This window comes from Dactylosporangium sp. CS-033363, from assembly GCF_050942475.1.
In the GTDB taxonomy this organism is placed as follows: Bacteria; Actinomycetota; Actinomycetes; order Mycobacteriales; family Micromonosporaceae; genus Dactylosporangium.
In genome coordinates this window covers 10,460,534-10,484,674 of sequence record NZ_CP192032.1, presented here as the reverse complement: position 1 = coordinate 10,484,674, position 24,141 = coordinate 10,460,534, and the positions used below count along the sequence as shown (strand labels likewise).

Annotated in this window: 14 protein-coding genes; 8 read left to right on the top strand and 6 right to left on the bottom strand. The window is 72.2% G+C overall.

Going from position 1 to position 24,141, the window contains the following annotated elements; translation table 11 throughout:
* Positions 1-20 precede the first annotated feature (20 nt).
* From ACQPZ4_RS48380 to ACQPZ4_RS48370, 3 genes are read left to right on the top strand one after another with little or no spacing between them, the layout of a single operon-like run.
* Complete coding sequence (locus ACQPZ4_RS48380; protein ID WP_433052658.1) at positions 21-1,829, top strand: S8 family serine peptidase; 1,809 nt, start codon at positions 21-23, stop codon at positions 1,827-1,829.
* Positions 1,830-1,850: 21 nt separating this feature from the next.
* Positions 1,851-4,328 carry a putative bifunctional diguanylate cyclase/phosphodiesterase gene (locus tag ACQPZ4_RS48375; RefSeq protein ID WP_433052655.1) on the top strand — a complete coding sequence of 826 codons (2,478 nt, stop codon included), beginning with the start codon at positions 1,851-1,853 and terminating at the stop codon, positions 4,326-4,328.
* Between the two features lie 38 nt (positions 4,329-4,366).
* Positions 4,367-5,065 (top strand): NRDE family protein, encoded by a 699-nt coding sequence (locus ACQPZ4_RS48370; protein WP_433052652.1) that lies wholly within the window; start codon positions 4,367-4,369, stop codon positions 5,063-5,065.
* A gap of 467 nt (positions 5,066-5,532) precedes the next feature.
* Here the strand turns inward: ACQPZ4_RS48370 and ACQPZ4_RS48365 are convergent, their stop codons facing one another.
* The 3 genes from ACQPZ4_RS48365 to ACQPZ4_RS48355 are packed head-to-tail and all read right to left on the bottom strand — an operon-like array spanning position 5,533 to position 7,400.
* Positions 5,533-6,327 carry an SDR family NAD(P)-dependent oxidoreductase gene (locus ACQPZ4_RS48365; protein ID WP_433052649.1) on the bottom strand — a complete coding sequence of 265 codons (795 nt, stop codon included), beginning with the start codon at positions 6,325-6,327 and terminating at the stop codon, positions 5,533-5,535.
* Positions 6,324-6,950: a DUF998 domain-containing protein gene (locus ACQPZ4_RS48360; RefSeq protein WP_433052646.1), complete on the bottom strand. Its 627-nt coding sequence runs from the start codon at positions 6,948-6,950 to the stop codon at positions 6,324-6,326. Before ACQPZ4_RS48360 ends, ACQPZ4_RS48365 begins: the two co-directional genes overlap by 4 nt.
* Before the next feature lie 9 nt (positions 6,951-6,959).
* Positions 6,960-7,400 (bottom strand): DUF4396 domain-containing protein, encoded by a 441-nt coding sequence (locus ACQPZ4_RS48355; RefSeq protein ID WP_433052643.1) that lies wholly within the window; start codon positions 7,398-7,400, stop codon positions 6,960-6,962.
* Positions 7,401-7,503: 103 nt separating this feature from the next.
* On the opposite strand from ACQPZ4_RS48355, the gene ACQPZ4_RS48350 reads away from it, so the two are divergent.
* Entirely contained in the window at positions 7,504-8,469 is a 966-nt protein-coding gene (locus tag ACQPZ4_RS48350; protein ID WP_433052640.1) for a LysR substrate-binding domain-containing protein, read from the top strand.
* Positions 8,470-8,495: 26 nt separating this feature from the next.
* Here the strand turns inward: ACQPZ4_RS48350 and ACQPZ4_RS48345 are convergent, their stop codons facing one another.
* A complete protein-coding gene (locus tag ACQPZ4_RS48345) occupies positions 8,496-10,055 on the bottom strand; it encodes a cellulose binding domain-containing protein (RefSeq protein WP_433052637.1) in 1,560 nt (519 codons plus the stop codon).
* 118 nt (positions 10,056-10,173) lie between these two features.
* Between ACQPZ4_RS48345 and ACQPZ4_RS48340 the strand changes: the two genes are divergently transcribed.
* Entirely contained in the window at positions 10,174-14,196 is a 4,023-nt protein-coding gene (locus ACQPZ4_RS48340) for an AAA domain-containing protein (protein WP_433052634.1), read from the top strand.
* On the opposite strand, the gene ACQPZ4_RS48335 is transcribed toward ACQPZ4_RS48340, so the two are convergent.
* Both ACQPZ4_RS48335 and ACQPZ4_RS48330 read right to left on the bottom strand, forming a co-directional pair.
* The gene (locus ACQPZ4_RS48335; protein WP_433052631.1) at positions 14,193-15,185 is read right to left on the bottom strand and encodes an SMP-30/gluconolactonase/LRE family protein; all 993 of its coding nucleotides are present in this window, start codon (positions 15,183-15,185) and stop codon (positions 14,193-14,195) included. The two genes, ACQPZ4_RS48340 and ACQPZ4_RS48335, sit on opposite strands and share 4 nt — an antisense overlap.
* 27 nt (positions 15,186-15,212) lie before the next feature.
* Positions 15,213-18,887 carry a family 78 glycoside hydrolase catalytic domain gene (locus ACQPZ4_RS48330; protein WP_433052628.1) on the bottom strand — a complete coding sequence of 1,225 codons (3,675 nt, stop codon included), beginning with the start codon at positions 18,885-18,887 and terminating at the stop codon, positions 15,213-15,215.
* 201 nt (positions 18,888-19,088) lie between these two features.
* On the opposite strand from ACQPZ4_RS48330, the gene ACQPZ4_RS48325 reads away from it, so the two are divergent.
* From ACQPZ4_RS48325 to ACQPZ4_RS48315, 3 genes are read left to right on the top strand one after another with little or no spacing between them, the layout of a single operon-like run.
* Positions 19,089-19,913 (top strand): cyanophycinase, encoded by an 825-nt coding sequence (locus ACQPZ4_RS48325; RefSeq protein WP_433052626.1) that lies wholly within the window; start codon positions 19,089-19,091, stop codon positions 19,911-19,913.
* Positions 19,903-22,563, top strand: coding sequence for a cyanophycin synthetase (gene cphA, locus ACQPZ4_RS48320; RefSeq protein ID WP_433052623.1), 2,661 nt, complete (start codon positions 19,903-19,905; stop codon positions 22,561-22,563). Before ACQPZ4_RS48325 ends, cphA begins: the two co-directional genes overlap by 11 nt.
* Positions 22,545-24,122: a serine/threonine-protein kinase gene (locus ACQPZ4_RS48315; RefSeq protein ID WP_433052620.1), complete on the top strand. Its 1,578-nt coding sequence runs from the start codon at positions 22,545-22,547 to the stop codon at positions 24,120-24,122. The genes cphA and ACQPZ4_RS48315 overlap by 19 nt, the downstream gene beginning before the upstream one ends.
* Positions 24,123-24,141: the final 19 nt, after the last annotated feature.

Below are 24,141 nucleotides of genomic sequence, written 5' to 3'. Positions count from 1 at the left end.
GACCCATGGAAGGGGCCCGCATGCCGAGCAGATACCGGAGCGCACTGGGCGCCGCGTCAGCCGCGATCATCGCGATCACGGCGGGGGCGGTCGCGCCGGGCGGGCCGGCGGCCACCGCAGCCACGACACCGACGGTCACCACCGCCGGACTGACCCGCGTCATCGTCGAGTACTCCGACGCCGACGCGGCCGCGCGCGCGGTCACCCGCGCCGGCGGCACGGTCGGTCAGGCGCTGTCCGTGGTGGACGGCTTCGTGGCCGAGGTACCAGGCCAGCAGATCAATGCGCTCAAGACCGCGCAAGGAGTGCGCGGCGTGACCGTGGACGGCACGGTCACACTCTCCGCGGCGCGATGGCGCGCCGACGGCGACTCCAACTCGATGTTCAGCGTCGTGCGCGCCACCGGCGCCCTCGACGTGTGGAAGAAGCTCGACTCGAGCCTGCAGAACATCACCGGCCAGGGCGTCGGCGTGGCCTTGATCGACTCCGGCGTCTCGCCGGTGACCGGCCTGAACGACGCCACCCGGATCGTCAACGGCCCGGACCTGTCGTTCGAGTCGCAGGCGTCCAACCTTCGCTACGCGGACACGTTCGGCCACGGCACGCACATGGCCGGGCTGATCGCGGGCCGCGACCCGCTCACCAACCTGCTGACGGTCAGCGACCCCAGCCGGTTCACGGGCATGGCCCCCGGCGCCACGCTGGTCAGCGTCAAGGTCGCGGCGGCCGACGGGGCGACCGACGTGTCGCAGGTCATCGCCGGCATCGACTGGGTGGTCACCCACCGCAACGACCCCGGCCTGAACATCAAGGTGATCAACCTGTCCTTCGGCACCGACTCCAACCAGGACGAGAAGCTCGACCCGCTCTCGCACGCGGTCGAGTCGGCCTGGAAGAAGGGCATCACCGTGGTCGTGTCCGGCGGCAACGACGGCACGTCCCGCAGCAACCTGTCGATGCCCGCGATGAACCCGTACGTCATCGCGGTCGGCGCGGCCGACTCCAAGGGCACCGACTCGCGCTCCGACGACGTCGTGGCCGACTTCAGCAGCCGCGGCAACGCCACCCGCTCGGTCGACCTGACCGCGCCCGGGCGCTCGATCGTCGGCCTGCGCGACCCCGGCTCGTACGTGGACACGAACTACCCGACCGGCCTCGTCCCCGGCGACACGACGGGCCGCTACTTCCGCGGCAGCGGCAGTTCCCAGGCCGCCGCCATCACCTCCGGCGCGGTCGCGCTGCTGCTGCAGCAACGCCCGTCGCTCACTCCGGATCAGGTGAAGAAGCTGCTCACCAGTACCGCCGACGTCATGCCCAAGGCCGAGAAGCTCGGCAGCGGCGCGGGCGAGCTGAACGTCAAGAAGGCCATCGACGCCCCGACGCCGAGCACGGCGGCCGCGGCGCAGACCTGGGCGTCCTCCACGGGCACCGGCTCGCTGGAGGCCTCCCGCGGCAGCGCCCACGTCGCCGACCCGATCAGCGGCGTCGAGCTGACCGGCGAGAAGGACATCATGGGCAGGACCTGGAACGGTACGACCTGGGGCAAGGCCTCCACCGCCGGCACCGCGTGGACCGGCGGCACCTGGAACGGCGCGACCTGGACCGGCACGGCCATGAACACCGGGCTGTTCACCGGGCTGCTGACCGAGAAGAGCTGGACCGGCGCCACCTGGTCGGGCACCAACTGGGACGGCCGCACCTGGAGCGGGCGGACCTGGAGCGGCGCCACATGGGACGGGCGCACATGGAGCGGCCGAACTTGGTCAGGAAACACCTGGAGCGGCCGAACATGGAGTGGAAGCTACTGGTCCAGCTCCATCTGGCAATAAACCGTACAAACAGGGCGATTGATGAAGAAAGTTCGCGGTTGGAGTCGCCCGGACACGCGGGTCGCGACGCTCAGTCTCTGGCTGGGTGTCGCGACCGTCGCGGCCCATGCGCTGCGTATCCGCTCCGTCGGGCTGCCGGCCGATCCCGATCCGGTGCCGCTGGCGATCCTGCTCGTGGCGTTCGCGCTGACCGAGGGCTTCGCCATTCACATCCGGGTCCGCCGCGGCGGGCACGCGATGAGCCTCAGCGAGATCCCGATGGTCCTGGGACTCCTGTCCGTCGACCCGACCCTGCTGCTCTGCGTCCGGCTCATCGGCGGCGTGGTCGGCCTGACCGTGCTGCGCCGGCAGCGGGGCATCAAGCTCGGCTTCAACATCGCCCTGCTGGGGGTGCAGACGACCGCTTCGGCCGTACTGCTGCGGGCCCTCGCCGGTCCGGTCCTGCCCAGCGGGCCGCGGGAGTGGCTGCTCGTCCTCGTCGTCATGCTGGTCGCCGACGTGATCGCCGCGGTCCTGGTCACCGCCGTGATCGCGCTGCACGACGACCCCTCCGAGTGGCGCCGGCTCCCGAGCGCCGTGCAGGGCCTCCCGCTCGTCGCCATCACCACCAGCATCGGGCTCATCAGCGCCCTCGCCATCGAGCGGGACGCGCGCGCCATCGCCCTGCTGGGCATCGTCTCCGCGGTCACCTACCGCGCCTACCGCGCCTTCGTCCACCAGAGCCAGGGCCACCAGCAGGTCGAGGAGTTGTACGCCTTCACGCGTGCCCTCGACGGCCCGCTCGACACCCGCGGCGTGGCCCGGATCGTCCTCGAACAGGCCCGCGACCAGCTGCGCGCGGAGCGGGCCGAGCTCATCATCCCCGGCCCCGAGGGCACCTACCTGCGGCTGCGCATGCACGGGCAGAGCGCCTTCGAGATCGGTACCGTCGACGTCCTGCCCGCCACCGCCTGGTGGCAGCCCGCGCGGTCCGGCGAACCGGTGCTCGTGACCAAGGCCAGCCGCATGATCGGCTCGATCGACGACGGGATCGCGGTGCCCGTACCGCTGAACGACGGCGACTCCGGCGTGCTGCTCGTGGCCGACAGCCTCCCCGACATCCCGACCTTCGGCGAGCAGCACGTGCGGCTGTTCCAGGCCCTCGCCAACCACGCGAGCCTCTCCCTCACCAAGGCCCGCCTGCTCGACGACCTGCGCCGCGAGGTGGCGCTCAAGGAGCACCTGGCCACCTACGACCCGCTGACCGGCCTGCCCAACCGCCAGCGCTTCCAGGCGCTGACCGACCAGCTGAGAGCCTCGGGAACCCCTGTTGCGGTACTGCTGATGGACCTCGACCGCTTCAAGGACGTCAACGACGCCCTCGGCCACGACGTCGGCGACCAGCTGCTCCGGCTCGTCGGCGAGCGGCTCCAGCAGCGGCTGGGCGAGCGCGGCACGGTCGCGCGGTTCGGCGGGGACGAGTTCGCGGTACTGCTGCCGAACATCCGCACCCGCGAGGTCGCCATCGCCGTGGGCGACGACCTGGACGCCGCGATGGATCAGCCCATCCCGATCGGGCACCTGCGGCTCAACGCGCGGGTGAGCATCGGCATCGCGCTCGCCCCCGAGCACGGCAACGACGCCAAGACGCTGATCCAGCGCGCGGACGTGGCGATGTACGTCGCCAAGAACACCCACACCGGCGTGCGCGTCTACACCAGCGACGACGACCGCAACAGCCCGCGCCGGCTGGCCATGGTCGCCGACCTGCGCGAGGCGATCCAGCGCCGCGACATCGTGGTGGTCTTCCAGCCCAAGCTCTCCACCGCCACCGGCCAGGTCGTCGGGGCCGAGGCCCTCGCCCGCTGGCACCACCCCGTGCACGGGTTCGTCCCGCCGGACGAGTTCATCCCGCTCGCCGAGCACTCGGGCCTCATCCGTCCCCTGACCCTGCACGTCCTCGAGGTGTCCCTGCGCCGCTGCGCGAGCTGGCGCCGGATGGGCCACGACATGCACGTCGCGGTCAACCTGTCGCCGAACAGCCTGCAGGAGACCGACATCCCCGACATCGTGGCGCGACTGCTGGGCCAGGCGGACGTACCGGCGAGCGCTCTGACTCTGGAGATCACCGAGAGCAGCATCATGGCCGACCCCACCGGCGCCATGGCCATCCTCGACCGCCTGCACGCGCTGGGCGTCAAACTGGCCATCGACGACTTCGGCACGGGCTATTCGTCCCTGGGCCGCCTGCGCGAACTGCCCATCCACGAGATGAAGATCGACCGCTCCTTCGTCCAGCGCATCGCCGTCGACCATCGCGACCGCGCCGTCGTGCGCTCGGCCGTCCAGCTGGGCCACGCCCTCGACCTGATGGTGGTGGCGGAGGGCGTCGAAGACGAGGAGACGCTCCTGCACTTGCGCCGCGAGGGCTGCAACCTGGTCCAGGGCTTCTTCATCTCCAAGCCGCTGCCCGCCGACGAGTTCGCGGATTGGCTCACCGCGCGCGTCGCGGTCGGCTGACTTTTCTTTTCCCTTTTGGGACGAATAACGTTCGGTCCATGTGCACCGTGCTCCTCCGGTTCGACCCCGACGCCACGTGGCCCGTCCTGATGGCCGCGGTCCGCGACGAGTACCTGGCCCGCCCCTGGGAACCCCCCGCCGAACACTGGCCGGGCCGCTTCGGCGGCCGCGACAGCACCGCGGGCGGCACCTGGCTGGCGGTCGACCCGGCCCGCCCGAGCGTGACGGCCTTGCTGAACGGCTACCCGCCCCTGCCGGCCGCGGGGGATCGCCCGACGCGGGGCTCGCTGCCGCTGGCCCACCTGCTGCCCTCGGACGACGTGCTGCGCTCGTTCGACGCCTTCCACCTGGTGCGCGCCGAACCGACGGAGGTCGCGGTCACGTCCTGGGACGGCGTGCAGGTGACCCACCGCTTGCTCTCGCCCGGCGACCACGTCTTCGTGAACCAGGGCGTGGATGTCAATGCGTTCGCACCCTTGCGAACTGCTTCCACCCCGGATCCGAAGCCAGGGTTGACATCGCCGGAAGCCTGGGGCGACTGGATCGCTCTGCTGTCGGGCGGCGAGTTCACGGGGGCGGCGGTGCGCCCCTTGCTGGTACGACGCGAGGTGGAGGGGCTGCTGTACGGGTCGGGGTCGGCGGCTCTGGTGGCGATCGGGGAGCCGGGGGTGCGGTACGACTTCACCGCGAACCCTGGGCCGGACGCAAAGTGGTCCGAGATTCAACTACCCAACTGACGGTGCGCGATTACTGCGCGGAGTCGACACGGAAGATCGATTAGGCGGCGCTGGGTAGGATCAGGTTACAAAAGCAAAGAGGAAAGGGGGCCGGACCGGCGGGGCTGCGTGTCGAGACGGCGGGCGTCGAAGCCTCAGTGAAGCGCCGGCCGCGGTGAAGCCTCAGCGAAGCCCGGCCGCGGCGAGCGAGGTCTCCCACAGCCGCCGCGCGCGGTCCGGGCGGGCGTTGAAGCCTCAGTGAAGCGCCGGCCGCGGTGAAGCCTCAGCGAAGCCTGGCCGCGGCGCGCGAGGACTCCCACAGCCGCCGGGCGCGGTCCGGGCGGGCGGGCGTTGAAGCCTCAGCGAAGCCCGGCCGCGGTGCGGGCGGGCGGGCGGGCGTTGAAGCCTCAGCGAAGCCCGGCCGCGGTGCGGGCGGGCGGGCGTTGAAGCCACAGCCGCCGGGCGCGGTGCGGGCGGGCGTTGAAGCCTCAGCGAAGCCCGGCCGCGGCGAGCGAGGTCTCCCACAGCCGCCGCGCGCGGTCCGGGTTGGTCGAGCGAGGCGTCGCGGCGAACGGCTGGCGCAGGAAGTAGTACCCGCCCGGCGCGAGCTCGCCGACCGGGGCGTCCGCCAGCCACTGCAGCGTCTCCGCCGCTCGGGACGGCGAGGTGAACAGCACCGGGATGAGCTTGCCGAGCATGAACAGCGGGCTGCTGGACGCGAACCGGCTGCGCACCAGCCCCGGGAAGAACGCCGTCGGCAGCACGCCGTAGGAAGTCCAGCGCCGGGCGGCCTCGACGGTGAAGAGGATGTTGGCCTGCTTGGACGAGCCGTACGCCAGCCAGCGCACCCGGTGCCACAGCGACGCCCGCAGCGGATCGTCCACGTCGAGCACGCCCCACGCCTCGGCCAGGGAGGCGGTGGTGATCAGGCGCGCGGTGCCGGCCGCGCGCAGGTGGTCCAGCAGTTCGTGGGCGAACAGGAAGCCGGCCAGGTGGTTGACGAGGATGGCGCGCGGGCCGCGGTACAGGCCGCCGGCGTTGTTGACCAGCACGTCCACCCGGTCGGAGGCGGCCCGGACCCGCGCGGCGGCCGAGCGGACCTGGTCGAGGTCGGCGAAGTCGGCGCGGACGGTCGTCGAACCGGGCAGCTCGGCGCCGATCGCGGCCAGGCGGCGCGCGTCGCGGCCGAGCAGGATCAGCCGGTCGCCCGCCGCCGCGAACCGGCGCGCCGCCGCCTGGCCGATGCCCGCGCTGGCCCCGGTGATCACCACGGTCCGGGTCATGAGCGCTTGCGCCATAAATCGGATAAACCATAACAAAGTGCGAAATGTCCGAAGAAATGCCGTGCAGCCGCGAAAACGACCCAGCCCGAGACCGCGATCAGAGACGCGCGCTCCGCTATGCCAGTCAACATAGAGCGGCCCGCGAACAAGATCCCCGCGGCCGAGACCAGCAGGGGCGGATAAGCGATCAACACCCCCAGCAAGCCGGTCCAGCGCAGCGGGGGTGGCAGCAGGGAGTACAGGAGGATCGCCAAGGCGCACAGCAACAACGCGCCGATCGCCGCCGCCGCGTGGATCAGGTCGCGCGCCGCCGGGGTCTCGTAGGGCGGCAGCGGGCATCCGGGGCTGCAGTGCACCACCCCGGACAGCGCGGCCAGCGGCGCCGCGACGGCCAGCGACAACCCGATCAGGCCGAGCACCCGCCGCGCCGGGATCGCCAGGAGGGCCAGCGAAAGGGCCAGGAAGGCCAGCGACAGCGAGTACAGCCCCGCGTGCGGAGCGCCCGGCACGCCCGCCTCGGAGACGTACGTCGACCAGGGCGAACCCGCCACCGCGAAGCTCAGGCCGGCCGCGCCCAGGCAGCCCGCAACAGCGGACGCGGCGGCCGGCCAGCGGGTGATCACCAAGCAAGCCTAGTGATGATGCTGGTGCACCACCGCGTGGCCGCGGCCGCGGGCGATCAGCCAGCGGTTCACCGGCACCGTCACCGCGAACGCCACCACCAGCGAGATCGCCAGGCTGAGCCAGAACAAGGGCGAGGACAGCCCGGCGGACATGGCGCCGGGAATGGCCAGCACCACCGCGTTGTCCACGATCTCCATCGACGTGATCGAGGCCGTGTCCGCGGCCAGGACCACCGGCACGGCGGCGGCCAGGGCCAGGCCGGATGACAGGACCGAGCGCAGGGTAAGGGCGTAGCCGAAGACGAAGGCCAGCGCGATCGACAGCACGATCACCGGCAGATTGGACCAACCCAGGGCGGTGCCGATGACCATGCCGAGGATCTCGCCGATCGCGCAGCCGGTCAGGCAGTGCAGGGTCGCGGTCACGGCCTGGCGGGTGAGGGATTCCATAGCGTCGAAGTATATACCCCCCGGGGGTACCGCTATGTAAAAACGGCATGTCTCGATGTCTGGAGGCCTTCTGCCAGGAGCGGAACGGCCCTACCGTCTTGGTATGGAACTGGAGCTGCGGCATCTGCGCGTCGTATGCGCGATCGCGGACGCCGGCAGCGTGACCAAGGCCGCGTCCGTGCTCGGCCTGGCCCAGCCCGCGCTCACCGCGCAACTGCAGCGGATCGAGCGCGCGCTCGGCGGGGCGTTGTTCGAGCGGGACCGGCGCGGTGCGCGAGCAACGCCGCTGGGGGAGCTGGTACTTGCACGGGCCCGGGTTCTGCTGCCGGCCGTGAAGGGACTGCAGGACGAGGCGACTCGACTGGCGAGCGCGAGTGAACAACAGCATGGGCGGTACCGAATAGGGGCAGTGAACGGCCCGATCCTCGGCGGACTCGTGCACCGGATCACCAGCAACCACCCGGCCGCCCAGGTCGCGACGCACGCATCGTGGTCGTCGACCGAGCTGGGTGATCTCGTACTGGCCGGAAAGCTCGACTTCGTGCTGGTCGGGGCGTGCGGGGACGCGCCGCCGGCGACGGACACGGGGCTGGCCTGGCGGGTGGTCGCGGCCGATCCCGTCTTCCTCCTGCTGCCCGAGGGCCACGTGCTGGCCGGGCGGGACGAGGTGGAGCTCTCGGAGCTGGCGGAGGCCCAGTGGGTGGCGGCGCCGGGGGACGGGTGCTTCTCGTCCTGCCACGCGGCGGCCTGCGCGCGGGCCGGGTTCACGCCGAAGGTGCTGTTCGAGACCGAGGTGCGCGGGGCGATCGACCTCATCGAGTCCGGCGACGCCGTCGGGCTGTGCCAGGCGACGCTGCGGCCGATGGCCGGGCTGGTCACCGTGCCGATCGCCGGGGCGCCGCTGCACTGGCGGCAGATGCTCGGGTGGCTGCCCGACGGGCCGGCGGCGAACCTCGCGAGCCAGGTCTGGGCGTACGCGATCGAGTCGTACGCGGATGCCGTCCGGCGCAACGAGCGGTACTCGAACTGGCTGGGACGACACCCGGATCGGAGGGGGCTCGCCCTGTAGGCAGGCGAGCCCCCTCCACACCGAGATCAGCCCGTGAAGGTGGCCGTGATCTGGGTGTACTGCCAATTGTTCTGCGAGACGCCGGAGCAGTTGGAGACCACGCCGCCGCCGGGGCAGGGCCGGTCGCGGTTGACCGACCAGAACGCGAGGCGGGCGAGGTGGTTGTTCTGCGCGTAGTCGCGGATCTGCTGCCACTGCGCCGGGCTGGTGTTCTCCTGCTGGTCGGACAGGCCGTTCATGCCGGAGATGCCCATGTGCCGGTAGGCGGTGGCGTCGTCCCAGCCGAAGGAGGACTTGAGCATGGTCTTGAGGCCTTCGGAGGCTGAGACGGTGCTCTGGTACATGTTCGCCCCGCCGCCGAAGTCGAACGGCATGATCGTGAACACGTCGATGTTCGCCCCGGTGGACTGGGCCCGGCTGATCAGCTGCTGGGCGTAGTAGCCGGGACCCGTGGTCGCGGTGCCGAACGTGACGATGGTCTTGATCGACGGGTTGTTCTGCTTGACGATCTTCAACGCGTCGACGATCCGGTTGCGGACGGTGTCGTTCTCGAACTCGTCGGTGTTCTCGATGTCGATGTCGATCGCCTTGAGCCCGTACGCGTTGATCACGGTCTGGTAGGCGCCGGCCAGGGCCTGCGGGGTGGAGCAGTTCGGGCCGAGCTTGTTGCCCTGCCAGCCGCCGAAGGACGGCACGACGTCGCCGCCGCCGGCGCGGATCTGGTTGATCGCGGTCTGGTCGGCGCCGCCAGTGAGCGGCCGGCTGCCGTCCCAGGCCGGGGTGCAGCCGCCGCTGGACAGCACGAAGGCCATGGTGAACCACTTGATGCCGGTGGCCTGCTGCACGGTCTGCGGGTTCGGCGGGTCACCCCAGCCCATGTACAGGTACGGCGCCGCGGTACCCCCGCCGGTCGGGTTCGTGGTCCCGCCCGTGGTGGTGGCGGTGAGGCTGTTCGACGCGGCCGACTCGCCCTGCGCGTTGTAGGCCTTGACCGTGTACGTGTGGGTCGAGCCCGCGGCCAGCCCGGTGATCGTGGTGCTGGTCCCGGTGACCGTGGCCCGGACGGTGCTGCCCTCGTAGACGCGGTACCCGGTCGGGCTACCGGTCGAGGCGTCCCAGGCCAGCGCCAGGCTGGTGTTGGTGGTCGCGGTGACCCGCAGGTTGCCCGGCGCGCTCGGGACGCCCGGGTTCGTGGTGCCGCCGGAGCAGGAGGCGCCGTTCAGGGTGCAGTTGGCCGGGTCGCCGCTGCCGCCCGCGATGAAGCCGAAGCTCACCGAGCCGCCGGCCGGGATGCTGTTGTTCCAGCTGCCGGTGAAGACGATGTGGCCGGTCGAGCCGGTCCGGTTGCTGTCCCACGACGAGCTGATCGAGGTGCCGGACGGCAGGTCGAAGGCGACCGTCCAGCCGTTGATGGCCGACGCGGTGCCGTTGTTGATCGTGTACTTCGCCTCGTAGCCGGTGCCCCAGGTCGAGGTCTTGGCGAACGTCGCGGTGGCGCCCGCGGCGAATGCCGGCGTCTGGGTGATGACGGTGGCCGCGACCGTTGCCAGGGCAGCCGCGATCACCCCGATTCGCAGTCTCCGCACGATGGTCCTGCCTCGGGTAGAAGGAGGGTAGGGCGCCCTTGGCGGAGGACAGTACGCGAAGGTTTGTTAACAGTAAAGATGCCGATCTATAACTTGCGCAGCCGGATACGCTAGCGCCGTGCAGGAGCGGGGCAACCTTGTCCAGGAGGCCGCCCGCCGCTGGCGGTCTCAGCTGATCGACCTCGGCGGCCGGAACACGCTGCTCTACTACCGCGACCTGCGCGCCGGGACGCTCGACCTCAGCGCCGCCGACCCCGTCGCCCTGCAGGCCCTGCTCGGCGGCCGCACCCTGCCGCTCGGCCAGCTGTTCGCCGACAAGGACGCGCACACCGCCGCCATCAAGCGGGCCCGGACGATCCGCAACAAGGCGCGGGAGCTCACCGAGGAGCGGGGCATCGAGACCTGCTTCGCCGCGATCGGCAGCGCCACCTGGGACGAGGGTCCCCAGGGCGGCACTCCGGCCGCGCCGGTGCTGCTGCGCTCGGCCCAGCTCAGGGCCCGCGGCGCGGCCGAGGACGACTTCGACCTCACCCTGCAGGGCGATCTGGAGCTCAACCCGACGCTGCTGCAGCTGCTCGACGAGGACTTCGGCGTGCGCGTCGACGCCGACGAGCTCGAGGAGCTGGTCAGCTACACCGCGGGGTTCGATGCAGGCCCGCTGTACGAGCGGCTCATGAAGGAAACCGCGGGCCGGGTGCGCGGCTTCGCGATCACCCAGCGCTTCGTGCTCGGCACCTTCTCCTACGCCAAGCTGCCGATGGTCACCGACCTGCGGGCCGGGGCCCGGGCGCTGGTCGAGCACGACGTCATCGCGGCCATCGCCGGCGACCGGGACGCCCAGGCCGCGCTGCGCCCGGCGGCCGGCATCGCCCTGCGCGACCCGGACTGGATCCCGCCGGAGGACGAGTTCCTGGTCCTCGACGCCGACTCCTCGCAGAACTACGCGATCAACGCCGTCCTGGCCGGCCAGCACAGCGTGATCAAGGGCCCGCCCGGCACCGGCAAGAGCCAGACCATCGCCAACCTCATCGCCTCGCTGGTCGCGCGGGGCAAGCGGGTGCTGTTCGTGGCCGAGAAGCGGGCCGCGATCACCGCCGTCACCGACCGGCTGAACCGCCGCGGCCTGGGCCAGCTCGTCATGGACGTGCACGACGGCACCACCTCCCGGCGCAAGGTCGCGGCCGACCTCAAGGCCGCGTTCGACTCGGCCGCCCGCATCGCCCAGCCCGACCTGGTCGTGCTGCACGAGACGCTCGCCGCCCGGCGGGCCGCGCTCAACGACCACGACGAGGCCATGCACCAGATCCGCGGCCCGTGGGGGATCTCGGCGTTCCAGGCGCAGACCGAGCTGATCCGCCTCAACGCCGTCGTGCACCCGATGCCCGGGGTGCGGCTGCGCGGCCCGGTCCTGGAGGGCCTCGACGAGGCCGGCGCCCGCCGCCTGCGCGAGCAGCTGCGCGACTACGCCACCGTCGGCGGGTTCAACCTGACCGAGCAGGAGTCCGGCTGGATCGGCTCGGCGGTGCGCACCCCGCAGGAGGCCCAGGTCGCGTTCGACCTGACCGAGCGCCTGACCGGCCGGACCCTCGCCGAGACGCGCCCCGCCCTGGAATACGTGGCCGCCCAGACCGGCCTGCAGCGTCCCACGAACGTCACGGGCTGGCGGGCGCTGTTCGCGTTCCTCGACCAGATCGCCGCCACCCTGCAGCACTTCCGCCCCGAGGTGTACCGCGAGGACCTGCGCCCCTACGCGCAGGTCGCCGAGGCCGGCTGGTGGGCCCGGCGTAAGCTGCGCAAACAGGCCGCCCGGCTGTGGCGCGGCCCCGGCACCCCGAGCCCCGAGCAGCTCTTCGAGGGCCTGGCCGTGGCCCGGCGCCAGCGCGAGCAGTGGGGCGGCGAGCCGCGGCTGCCCGACGACCTGCCCCGGGCCCGCGCCGCGTTCGACAAGCTCGATCGGGAAGTGCAGGAGCTGCAGCGGTACTGCGTGCAGCTCCCCCTCCTCACCATGGACCTCGACCGCCTGGCCAGGGTCGTGCAGTCGCTGGCCGCCGACGAGCGCACGCTGCGCCGGGTGCCGCGCCTCAACGAGCTCGCCGAGGCGTTCGCCCACGCCGGCCTGCACCAGCTGGTCGACGACCTGCAGGCCCGGCGCGCCGACGCCGACGTGGCGGGCGCGGTCTTCGACGCGTGCTGGTACGCCTCGATCCTGCAGCACCTCAACTTCACCGACCCCCGCGTGGGCGCGTTCGACGGGCCGCTGCAGGAGCGCACGGTCGCGGAGTACCGCGACGCCGACCGCCGCCACATCGACGCCACCGCCACCCGGGTCCTGCGGGCCGTGGCCGAGCACATCACCCGGGTCCGCGACGAGTACCCGGACGAGAGCAAGCTGGTCGAGCACCAGGCCAACCTCAAGCGCCGGCACCTGCCGATCCGCCAGCTCTTCGCCACGGCCCCGCACATGCTCACCGCGCTGCGCCCGTGCTGGGCGATGAGCCCGCTGGTCGTCTCCCAGCTGCTGCCGGCCCAGGCCGACCTGTTCGACGTGGTCGTCTTCGACGAGGCCAGCCAGGTCACCCCGGCCGACGCCGTCCCCGCCCTGCTGCGCGGCCGCCAGATCGTGGTCGCCGGCGACGAGCACCAGCTCCCGCCGACCTCGTTCTTCACCGCCGCCGAGGAGGGGACCGGCGCCGACCCGCTGGGCGTCAACGCGGACGGCTCCATCGACCTGTCCCTGACGTCCGGCTACGAGTCCATCCTCGATGTCCTCAGTGCCCTGCTTCCCGGGTACCTCCTGCGCTGGCACTACCGCAGCCAGGACGACCGGCTGATCGGCTTCTCCAACGCGCACATCTACGAGGGCTCGCTGGTCACGTTCCCGGGCGTGGCGGGGGAGGGCTCGGTCTCGCACGTGCACGTGCCGTTCGTTGCGGCAGAGGGCGACGAGGAGGCCACCGACTCGGTCACGGCCGAGGTGGAGCGGGTCGTCGAGCTGATCCTGCAGCACGCGCAGATCCGCCCCAACGAGTCGCTCGGCGTCATCACGATGGGCATCACCCACGCCGAGCGGATCGACCTCGCCCTGCGCCGGGCCATCGCCGCGCGGCCGGAGCTGCACCCGTTCTTCGCCGAGACCGCGGCCGAGCCGTTCTTCGTCAAGAACCTCGAGCGCGTCCAGGGCGACGAGCGCGACGCCATCATCCTGTCCATCGGGTACGGCAAGAACGCCCAGGGGCGGCTGCTGTACCGCTTCGGCCCCCTCCTGCTGCCGGGCGGGGAGCGCCGCCTGAACGTCGCCGTGACCCGGGCCCGCCGCCGGATGACCCTGGTCAGCTCGTTCACCGCCGCCGACATGGACCCGGCCCGCACCACCAGCGACGGCGTGCGGCTGCTGCGCTCCTACCTGGAGTACACCGAGTCGGGCGGCACCTCGCTGCGCCCGGCCGCCGCCGACCGCCCGCCGCTGGGCGCCTTCGAGGCCGACGTCCGCGACCGCCTGACCGCCGCCGGCATCCCGGTCACGCCGCACTTCGGCGTCGCGGGGTACGCGATCGACTTCGCCTGCGCCCACCCGACCAACCCGAACGAGATGGTCCTGGCCATCGAGACGGACGGCGCGACCTACCACGCGGCCAGCACCGCCCGCGACCGCGACCGCCTGCGCCAGGAGCAGCTCGAACGGCTGGGCTGGCGCTTCCACCGCATCTGGTCCACCGACTGGTTCGCCGACCCCGCCGCCGAGACGGCCCGCGCGCGGGCCGCCTACGACGAGGCCGTGGCTGCGGTGGAGGCGAGGCGCACCGACGAGCCGACGGTGGTCCTGCATCTGGACCCGCCGGCCGCTGCCCCGGAGGACGAGGACGAGGCCCGCTCGCTGCCGAGGCCCGAGTTCACCCCGGGCCGTCCGATCGCCGAGTACCCGCACGCCCTCCTGGTCGAGCTGGTGCGCTGGATCGAGTCGGACACGCTGCTGCGTACCGAGGAACAGGTTTTGGAAGAGGCGCGCCGGCAGCTCGGCTTCAAGCGCGGCGGCACCCGCATCAACGCCGCCCTGATGGCCGCTCTCGAAGAAGCCCGCGGCGAACGCGAGCAGCCCGATCCGGACGAGACCCGCGTTTTGGAACGGCCCGAGACCGACTAGCTCAGCGGGACGTGGGCCAGGCTGCGCTCGGTCAGGCTGCCGAACCACAGGGTGTCGCCGGCCTGGCGGACGCCGGTCAGCATCGGGTAGCGCCCGGCCGGGCTGTGCAGGGTGCGCAGCACGGTGCCGTCGGCGTCGACCTGGGCGGCGATCGTGTGCTTGCCCGGCTGGGGCTGCATCCACGTCGGCAGGGCGGCGACCACCGTGCGCACGCGCGGGTGCGGGAGCAGCCGCTCGGCGATCGGGACGCGCGGGCTGGCCAGCGCGATCCAGAACGTGCCGTCGCCCACGGATGACATGTTGTCCGGGTACGCCGGCAGGTCCGCCAGCACCGTGGCTTCACCGGAAGGCAGGGCGATCCGGGTCAGCCGGTGCGCCACCGTCTCGCACACCAGCAGGGCGGACTCGTCCGGGGTGAGGGCCACGCCGTTGGGGAAGTAGAGGCCGGTGGCGACCTCCGTCGTGGTGCCCGCCGCCGGGGAGTACGCCAGGATGCGGCCGTTCGGGCGGTGCTCCAGCAGGTCGCGGCGCCAGTGCGAGAGCGGGAAGCGGTTCGACGAGTCGCTGAAGAACACGGTGCCGTCTTGTGCGATCGCCGCGTTGTTGCAGAAGAGGATGCCAGTACCGGCAGCAGAGCTCGTCAGCTCGTGCAGCGCGCCGTCGGGGGTGAGGCGGAGCAGGCCCCGGTAGGCGTCGCAGACGATCAGGGAGTCGTCGCGGGGATCGTGCTCGATGCCCAGCGGCCGCCCGCCGGTGTCGGCCAGGCGCTCGAACGTGTCGGACCGGCGGCGCCAGATCGTGCCTTCCGCGGTACCGGTGAAGACGCTTCCGTCCGGGGAGACGGCGACGTCCTCGGGGGCGTGGCCGGCCGGCAGCGGGACGAGGACCGCTTGGTCGATGCGGGTGTCGGTGGGCGCCCACGGCCCGGTCAGCGGCGGAGGGGTGGTCGCCGGCAGGGTGGCGGCGTCGATGAACCGCGGGACACTCATGCGCCTGAGTGTCCCGCGGTTCGTCGCTCAGACGGAAGCGGTGAAGGTGTAGGAGCCGGACGGGAGATAGAAGGAGGCGGACCCGTTCGGCACGGCCTGGGCGGGGGCGGTGATCGAGGCGGCGTTGGACGTCGGCACCTTGACCGTCGCCGTCGCGCCCGCCGGGACCGTCACGCGCAGGGTGAGCGTGCCGCCGGCGATGGACCAGTCGCTGACCGCGCCGCCGTACGGGGTGTCGTACGACGACTTGGCCGACGTCAGGCCGCCGCCCGGGATCGGGGCGATGGTCAGCGCGGCGTAGCCGGGACTGGCCGGGGAGACGCCGCCGACCTGGCGGTACATGAAGTCGCCGACCGAGCCGAGGCCGTAGTGGTTGAAGGAGTTCATGCCGGGGTCGTTGAAGGAACCGTCGGTACGGATGCCGTCCCAGCGCTCCCAGATCGTGGTGGCGCCCTTCGCGATCTGGTAGCCCCAGCCGGGGAAGCCGGGCTGCATGAGCACCGTGTACGCGGTGTCGGCGTGCCCGGTCGCGGCCAGCACCGGCAGCAGGTTCTCCACGCCGAGGAAGCCGACCGAGAGGTGGCCCCCGGCGGCGTTGACCTTGGCCACCAGCTTGTCCGCCGACGCCTGGACGCGGTTGGCCGGCAGCAGCCCGAAGGCCAGGGCCATCACGTAGCCGGTCTGGGTGTTGCCGCTGACCGTGCCGTCGGCCGCCACGAAGCGGTTGGTGAAGGCGGCGCCGACCTGGTCCGCCAGCTGGCCGTACGAGGTGGCCTCGGCGGTGTGCCCGGTCGCCGCGGCCATCCGCGAGACCAGCCGGGCCGACCAGGCGAAGAACGCGGTCGAGACGACATCCTGCGCGGTGTTGTCGTTGACGTTGAGCCAGTCGCCGTACGTGCTCTGGTTGCGGATCAGGTCGCTGCCCGAGGTGTTGCGCAGGTAGTCGACCCAGCGGGTCATGGCCGTGAGGTGCTCGTCGATCACGCGGGTGTCGCCGTAGCGCTGCCACAGGGTGTACGGCACGATCACCCCCGCGTCGCCCCAGCCCGCGGTCCCGGCGCCGGCCGACACGCCCGGGGCGACGTCGGTGAACGCGCCGTCGGCGTGCTGGGCGTCGGTCAGGTCGTCGGTGAACTTGTCCAGGAACGTGTGCACGTCGAGGTTGAACGTCGACGTGGCCACGAACGCGGCGATGTCGCCGGTCCAGCCGAGCCGCTCGTCGCGCTGCGGGCAGTCGGTCGGGATGGTGAGCATGTTGTCGCGCTCGCCCCACAGGATGTTCTTGGCCAGCTGGTTGAGCATCGCGCTGGACGACGTGAACGTGCCGGACTGGGCGCCCGTCTGCCACGCCGCGCGGCCGGTGAGCGTGTCGGCGGTCGGGGTGAAGCCCGCGGGCAGGCCGGTGAGCTCCACGTACCGGTACCCGTGCACGGTGAACCGCGGCTCGTAGGTCTCCGTGCCGGAGCCGCTGAAGGTGTACCGGTCCGTCGCCGCCGCACCCCGCAGGTTCGCCGTGTAGATGGTGCCGTCGGGGTTGAGTACCTCGGCGTGGCGCAGCTGCACCGTGGTGCCGGCCGGCGCGCTCATCGTGAGCCGGTCCCAGCCGGTGAAGTTCTGGCCGAGGTCGAGCACCCACACGCCGGACTGCGGCTGGGTGATCGCGACCGGCCGGAACTCCTGCTGCACGGTGACGCCGTTGTCGACCTGCGCGACGAGGTTCGGCTTCGTCCCGCCCTTGACCGCGGCGGTGGACCAGGCGCTGTCGTTGAACGTGGGCCCGTCCCAGCCGGCGACGGTCAGGCGGTTGTCGTAGGACTCGCCGCCGTAGAGGTCGTCGGCGCGGATCGGTCCCGCGCTCACCTTCCACGTGTTGTCGGTCCGCACGGTCTGCGTGGTGCCGTCGGTGAAGGTGATGAGCAGCTGCGCGGAGTACCACGGCTGGGAGCCGTAGATCGCGGTCCCGGCGAAGCCGACGTTGCCGGAGTACCACCCGTTGCCGACATAGGCCCCCAGGGCGTTGGCACCCTGGCGGATCTGGCCGGTGACGTCATACTCCTTGTACTGCAGCCGCTTGTTGTAGTCCGTCCACCCGGGGGCGAGCACGTCGTTGCCGACTCTGGCCCCGTTGAGCCGGGTCTCGTGCAGGCCGAGCGCGGTCGTGAGCAGCCGGGCCGAGGCGACCGCCTTGCTCACCGTGAAGCCCTTGCGCAGCAGCGGCGACGGCTTGGTGACGACGACCTGGGCGCCCCACGGGCCGCTGCCGTAGGTCGCGACCGCCTTGGCCGCGGGCCAGCCCGAGTCGTTGAAGCCGGTGGTGTTCCAGCCGGCGGGGGCGCTGGTGAACGACTTCCAGGCGGCGTCGGAGCTGATCGTCGTGCCGCCGGGCAGGAACAGCTTGGCCAGCACGCCGGCCGGGGAGGCGGTGGTGTTCTGGGCCGCGATGGCGATGGTGTTGGTACCGCTGGTCAGGCGCCCGGCGAGATCGATGGTCGCCGCCCGCTTCCAGGAGTCCGTCACCCGCGGCGAGGAGCTGACCAGCACCCCGTTCACCCACACGTCGGCAGTGTCGTCGCCGGTGACCACCAGGGACGCACTGGCGGGCGCGCTGGCGAGGCTGAAGGTCCGGCGGAAGTACCGCGTGGCGGCGGGCACGGAGGTGGCGGGGTCGCCCTCGGGGTACCAGATCCAGGTCGCTCCGGAGACATCGGCGTTCACGGCCGGCTGCCCGATGAAGTCCCCGGTCCACTCCGTGGCCGGCGCGCGCAGGGCGGTCTCGAAGGTCTGGGTCGCGCTCCAGGCCCCGGTCCGGCCCTGGGTGTCCCAGGCGCGCACCCGCCAGTAGTACTTCCGCATGCTGGTCAGGGCCGGCCCGGCGTAGGCGATGTCGACCTGGTTGCCGGAGGCGACCCGCCCGCTGTCCCACACGTCGGCGGTGTTCGCGCTGCTGGTGGAGACCTGAAGCTGGTACGCCGCCTGCTCCTGCTGCCCGGACGAGGCGGCGAGCTTCCAGCCGAAGCGCGGCTGCGCGGCGTCGATGCCGAGCGGGTTGGCCACGTGCTCGACGGTCGCGCTCGCCACGCTCAGCGGCGAGGCGGCGTTCGTGTCGGGCAGCACCACCGAGGTGTTCCACGGCGAGGTGCCGTAGAGGCCCAGGTCGCTCGCGGCGGGCCAGCCGCCGTCGGCGAAGCCGGGCTGCTCCCAGCCGGCGGTCGCGCTCTGGCCGCTCTTCCAGCCGGCGTCGGTGACGAGATCGGTGGTGCCGCCGCTCGTGGCGACGTGCACGTGCCCGATCACGCCGGCCGGTCCGGCGGTCGTGTTCTTCGAAGCAAGAGCAATGGTGTTGGTACCGCTTGTCAGTGCGCTCTGCAGATCGACGTACACGGCGCTCTTCCACGAGTCCGTGACCCGCTGCGATCCGGCGAGCGGCTTGCCGTTGAGCCACACGTCGACCGTGTCGTCGCCGGTGACCACGAGCTGGGCGTCGCTGACACTGCCGGCCGCGACGGTGAAGGACTTGCGGAAGTACCGGTAGCCGGCAGGCACGCTGACGTGGGCGTCGCCCTCGGGGTACCAGATCCAATGGGCCCCGGACAGCGCGACCGGCGTGGCGGCGCTGCTCGGCACGGGCGGCGCGACGAGCACCAGGGCGGCGGCGGATATCAGCGCGGTGGCGGCCGCGCGCGTTCGTCTGTGCAGGGGCATGGCGGGCTCCCTTTGATTGTGAAACGTTTCATTAAAACGTTTCATATGCACGTAGTGCGCTCACTGTAGTGAGACGCCGATCGATGCGCAATGGCGCGACTGGCACATCGGCCGCCAACACCCGAACAAATTCGAAACCCGATCCGGGCAAACGCGGGGCGCCGGGCGGTCCCGGTTTGCACTATTGGGTGTGGAGGTGGGATGGCGGGAAAACTGCTCGTCATCGGGGGCGCGGAGAGTCACGACGCCGGCGATGACGAGATCCTCGAGCGCTTCGTGCTGCTCGCGGGCGGGAGCGACGCGCACCTCGTCGTGATCGCCACGGCGAGCCAGAGCCCGGGGTTGCGGGAACAGGAGTACGCCGAGGTCTTTCACCGCCTCGGGGCCCGGCGCGTCACCGCGCTGCGGCTCGAGTCGCGCGAGGACGCCAACGGCGACGTCGCCGTGGCCGCGATCGAGCGGGCCACGGGCGTCTTCTTCACCGGCGGCGACCAGCTCCGGATCACCACCGTCGTCGGCGGCTCCAAGGTCGACACGGCGCTGCACGCGCGGCTGGGCGAGGGCATGATCCTGGCCGGCACCAGCGCGGGCGCCGCGATGATGTCCAGCACCATGATCCTCGGCGGCAGCATCGCCTCGGTGAGCACGACCAGCGTGCGGACCGGCCCCGGCATGGAGTTCCTGCCCGGCGTGCTCATCGACATGCACTTCGCCGAGCGCGGGCGGCTCAACCGGCTGCTCAGCGCCATCGCGATGTTCCCCCACGAGCTCGGCCTGGGCATCGACGAGAACACCGCCATCCTCGTCGAGGGCGACGTGTTCGAGGTGCTCGGCCGCGGCACGGTCACCGTGATCGACGCCGGCCAGGCCCAGGACATCCACTGCCCGTCGGCCGGGTTCGCCGGCGAGGCGGGCGGGCCGATCGCCCTGTGGGGCGCCCAACTGCACGTCCTGCCGGCCGGACACCGGTTCAACCTGACCGAGCGAGCTCCGATGAGGAAAGCGGAAGAGGACAATGCGTATTGAAAGCAGCCGCCGCTTGCGGGGGCCCAACCGGTACGTCGCCCGCCCGGTCCAGGTGACCCGGGTGCTGCTCGACGAGCTCACCGGCCGCGAGACCTGCGACTTCCCGGGGCTGCCGGAGCGCGTGCTGGCCCTGCTGCCGGGGCTGGCCGAGCACCACTGCGCGTTCGGGGCGCCCGGCGGGTTCGTCACCCGGCTGCACGGCGGCACCTACTTCGGCCACACCGCGGAGCACATCGCGATCGAGCTCTCCAACATCATCGGGCGCGAGGTCAGCTTCGGCCGCACCGTGGGCACCGAGGACCCGGCGGCGTTCGACGTCATCATGGAGTGCCCGCTGGACGAGCCGCTCGACTCCGACATGTCGGAAAAATTACTGGAAAAGGCGATAAGCATCGTCCACGCGCTCGTGCGTGACGAGATGCCCCCGCCGCCGGACCTGGCCGAGCTGCAGCGCCGGTACGAGCAGGAGAGACCCGGCCCGTCGACCCAGGCGATCGCCGAGGCGGCCCGGGCGCGCGGCATCCCGGTCGAGCGCGTGGGCGACCTGAGCCTGCTGCGGCTGGGGTACGGCCGGCACCGCCGCCTGGTCTGGGCCGCGCTCACCGACCAGACCTCGGCCATCGGGGTCGACATCGCCGGGGACAAGGAGCTCACCCGCTGCCTGCTCGGCGAGGCCGGCATCCCGGTCGCCGCCGGGGGCCCGGCCGCCACGGCGGAGGAGGCGCTCGCGCTCTACGCGGAGCTCGGCGCGCCGGTCGTGGTCAAGCCGCGCGGGGGGCGGCAGGGGCAGCACGTGTACCTCGGGCTGGACTCGCCGGACGCCGTGCGCACCGCGTTCGCCGCGGCGTCCGCGGACGGGGGCGATGCCGTGGTCGAGCGGCAGGTCGAGGGGCGCGACTACCGGGTGCTGATGGTCGGCGGCGAGATCGTCGCCGCGGCCGAGCGGGTGGCGGCGCATGTGATCGGCGATGGGCGTACCGACGTCGCCGGTTTGATCGAGCGCGCGAACGAGGACCCCCGGCGCGGCGACGGGCACGCGAGGGCGCTGACCCGGCTCGCCGTCGACGAGGTGGCCCGGTCGCTGCTCGGCCGCCAGGGGCTCGCGGTCGCGGACGTGCCCGAGGCGGGGCGGACGGTGTGGCTGCGCGACAACGCGAACCTGTCCACCGGCGGCACCAGCGTGGACGTGACCAAGACCGTGCACCCCTCGGTCGCCGACCTGTGCCGCCGGGTCGCCGGCCTGGTCGGGCTGGACATCGCCGGGATCGACCTGCGCCTGCCCGACATCGCCGAGGAGCTCCCGCTGCGCGGCGGCGGGGTGATCGAGGTCAACGCCGCGCCCGGGCTGCGCATGCACCTGGAGCAGCACGACGTCGGCGCGGCGATCGTGGACGCGCTGTACCCGGCCGGCACCCCCTCGCGGATCCCGATCGTGGCCATCACCGGCACCAACGGCAAGACCACGGTGGCCCGGCTGACCGCGCACCTGCTGTCCGGGGCCGGGCTGCGGGTCGGCACGACCACCACCGACGGCGTGGAGGTCGGCGGCCGGCTCATCCAGCGCGCCGACGCCACCGGCCCGCGCTCGGCCCAGGTGGTGCTGGGCGACCCGACGGTCGACGCCGCCGTCCTCGAAACCGCGCGCGGCGGGCTGCTGCGCCAGGGCCTCGGGTACGACTGGAGCGACGTCGGCGTCATCACCAACCTCTCCTCCGACCACCTCGGCCAGGACGGCGTCGAGAGCGTCGAGGAGCTCGTGCACGTCAAGTCCGTCGTGGCCGAGCGGGTGCGGGAGGGCGGCGCGGTCGTGCTCAACGCCGACGACCCGCGCAGCCGCGAGCTGGACTTCCCCGGCCGCGAGATCATCTGGTGCTCGCTCGACCCGCGCAACCCGCTCGTCCGGCGGCACTGGGACACGGGCGGCCGCGCGTACCTGCTCGCCGACGGCTGGCTGGTCGAACTGGCCGGCCGCCGCTGGGTCCCGCTGCTGGCCGCCCACGAGCTCGGCGGCGGCTTCGGCGGCGCGGCCCGGCACCTGGTGGCCAACGCGCTCGCCGCCACGGCCGCGGCCCGGGTCCTCGGCGTGACCACCGCCCGGGTCGCCGAGCGCCTGCGCGGCTTCGGCGCCGACCCGGCCGACAACCCGGGCCGCGGCATGCTGCTGCGCTGCGGCGACGTCGACGTGCTGGTCGACTACGCGCACAACCCCGACGCCATCGCCGCGGTGAGCGACCTGGTCGAGCGGGTCTGGGGGTACGAGCGCGCGGTCGCCGTGATCACGCTCCCGGGCGACCGCCGCGACGACCTGCTGCGCGAGTCGGCGGCGGTGGTCGGGGCGCGGTTCGGCCGGGTGGTGCTCTACGAGGACGCCGACCGCCGCGGCCGCTCGCCCGGCGAGGTGCCCGGCATCGTCCACGACGAGCTGGTCAAGGTCGCCCCGGAGACCGCCTGCGTCCAGGTCCGCTCGGTCGACGAGGCGGTCCCGGCCGCGCTGTCGATGGCCCGGCCGGGGGACGTCGTGCTGCTGCTGTACGAGAAGATCGAACCCGTCCTCGCCCTGCTCACGGCCCACGGAGCCCGGCATGCCGAGGAAGTGCGTGTGACGGACATGAATCTGGGCAACACGATGGCGTGGACCGGTATCGGCTGATCGAGCCCCTCGGCACGGGCGGCATGTCCGTCGTGTGGCGCGCGTTCGACGAGATCCTCGAGCGTCCGGTCGCCGTCAAGCTGCTGGCCCCGAAGCTGCTCGACGACCCGGAGTCCCGCCGCCGCATCCAGGCCGAGGCCCGAGCGGCCGCGCTGCTGAGCCATCCGCACATCGCGCAGGTGTACGACTTCGGCCACCGCTCCGACGGCGCCCCGTACGTCGTGATGGAGCTGGTCACCGGCCGCTCCCTGGACGACGCGGGCCCGCTGTCCCCGGAGGCGATCCTGCGCGCGGGCGCCGAGCTGGCCGGCGCCCTCGCCGCCGTGCACGCCCGCGGCCTGGTCCACCGCGACGTCAAACCGGCCAACGTGATGCTCACCGACGGCGGGGCCAAGCTCGTCGACTTCGGCATCTCGGCGGTCGCCGGCGACCACAGCGACAAGACCGGCCAGATCATGGGCACGCCGGCCTACCTGGCCCCGGAGCGCATCCGGGGCCTGCCCACCACCGCGGCGACCGACATCTACGCCCTCGGCCTCCTCTTGTACCGCGCCCTCGCCGGCCGTTTCCCCTGGCCCGACGGCACCACGACGACCGGCGTGATCGAGGCGCACCGCAGGACCCGCCCGGAGCCGCTGCCGGCGGGCCGGGTTTCGCGCGACGTGGCCGCGGCCATCGCGCGCTGCCTGGCCAAGGCCCCGGAGAACCGCCCTTCGGCCGCGGAGATGGCGCACCTCTTGTCCACGGCTTCGTCGCGTTCTTCGTCGTTCTCGCCTTCTTCGTCGTTCTCACTTTTTTCGTCTTCGTCTTCGCCGGCTTCGTCCTCTTCGTCTTTGTCCTCGTTTTCGGCTTTGCCGTCGGCGGTCTTTGCTTCCACCCGGCGCGTGGTCCTGTCGCCCAACGTCCGTGCGCTGCTGTCTCGCAACGCGCGCGTGCTTCGGTCCCGCGACGCGCGCGGGAAGGTGGCGGCGGTCGGCGTGGCGGCGGTGGCCGTGGTCGGCGTGTTCGCCATGTCCTCCTCGGGCAGCGCCGCGGCGGACGCGCAGGCGAAGAAACCCGCGTGGATGTCCGGCTCGGCTCCCGCCCCGTCCCCGGTCGACTGCACCGTGGAATATTCGGTGCGCAGCGAGAACGCGGGCGCCTTCAACGCGGATCTCGACCTCAAGGCGGCCGGCGGCGCTTCGGGCGGCTGGTCGCTGACCTTCCGCGTCCCCGACGGCCAGGCAATCGGCGCGATCGACGGCGCCACCTGGCACCAGGACGGCACGACGGTACTGCTGGGCGGCCCTGATTTTGCCGCCGATCTCGCCGCCGGCGCGCACTTCGCGGTGGCCGGCGCGTACCGGGACGCCTCGACCCTGCCGGCCGACTTCACCCTGAACGGCGCCGCGTGCCGCTCGGTCCTGCTGGCCCCGGCGGCGGTCACGGTCGTGACGCAGGCTCCCACCGCGCAGAAAACCGCTCCGCCCGCGGCCAAACCGCCGGTCGTGAAGGCCCCGGGCAAGGGCCCAGGTCCAGGCCGCGGCCCCGAGAAAAAGGGCAAAGAAGACGACGATTGACCGTTTCGTAAGTCGAACG

Excerpts from the sequence above, each read along its gene's own strand:
- ACQPZ4_RS48350 (WP_433052640.1), top strand. The coding sequence starts at position 7,504 with ATGGAACTGGAGCTGCGGCATCTGCGCGTCGTATGCGCGATCGCGGAC.
- ACQPZ4_RS48370 (WP_433052652.1), top strand. The coding sequence starts at position 4,367 with ATGTGCACCGTGCTCCTCCGGTTCGACCCCGACGCCACGTGGCCCGTC.
- ACQPZ4_RS48325 (WP_433052626.1), top strand. The coding sequence starts at position 19,089 with ATGGCGGGAAAACTGCTCGTCATCGGGGGCGCGGAGAGTCACGACGCC.
- cphA (WP_433052623.1), top strand. The coding sequence starts at position 19,903 with ATGCGTATTGAAAGCAGCCGCCGCTTGCGGGGGCCCAACCGGTACGTC.
- ACQPZ4_RS48365 (WP_433052649.1), bottom strand. The coding sequence starts at position 6,327 with ATGACCCGGACCGTGGTGATCACCGGGGCCAGCGCGGGCATCGGCCAG.
- ACQPZ4_RS48335 (WP_433052631.1), bottom strand. The coding sequence starts at position 15,185 with ATGAGTGTCCCGCGGTTCATCGACGCCGCCACCCTGCCGGCGACCACC.
- ACQPZ4_RS48380 (WP_433052658.1), top strand. The coding sequence starts at position 21 with ATGCCGAGCAGATACCGGAGCGCACTGGGCGCCGCGTCAGCCGCGATC.
- ACQPZ4_RS48375 (WP_433052655.1), top strand. The coding sequence starts at position 1,851 with ATGAAGAAAGTTCGCGGTTGGAGTCGCCCGGACACGCGGGTCGCGACG.
- ACQPZ4_RS48330 (WP_433052628.1), bottom strand. The coding sequence starts at position 18,887 with ATGCCCCTGCACAGACGAACGCGCGCGGCCGCCACCGCGCTGATATCC.
- ACQPZ4_RS48355 (WP_433052643.1), bottom strand. The coding sequence starts at position 7,400 with ATGGAATCCCTCACCCGCCAGGCCGTGACCGCGACCCTGCACTGCCTG.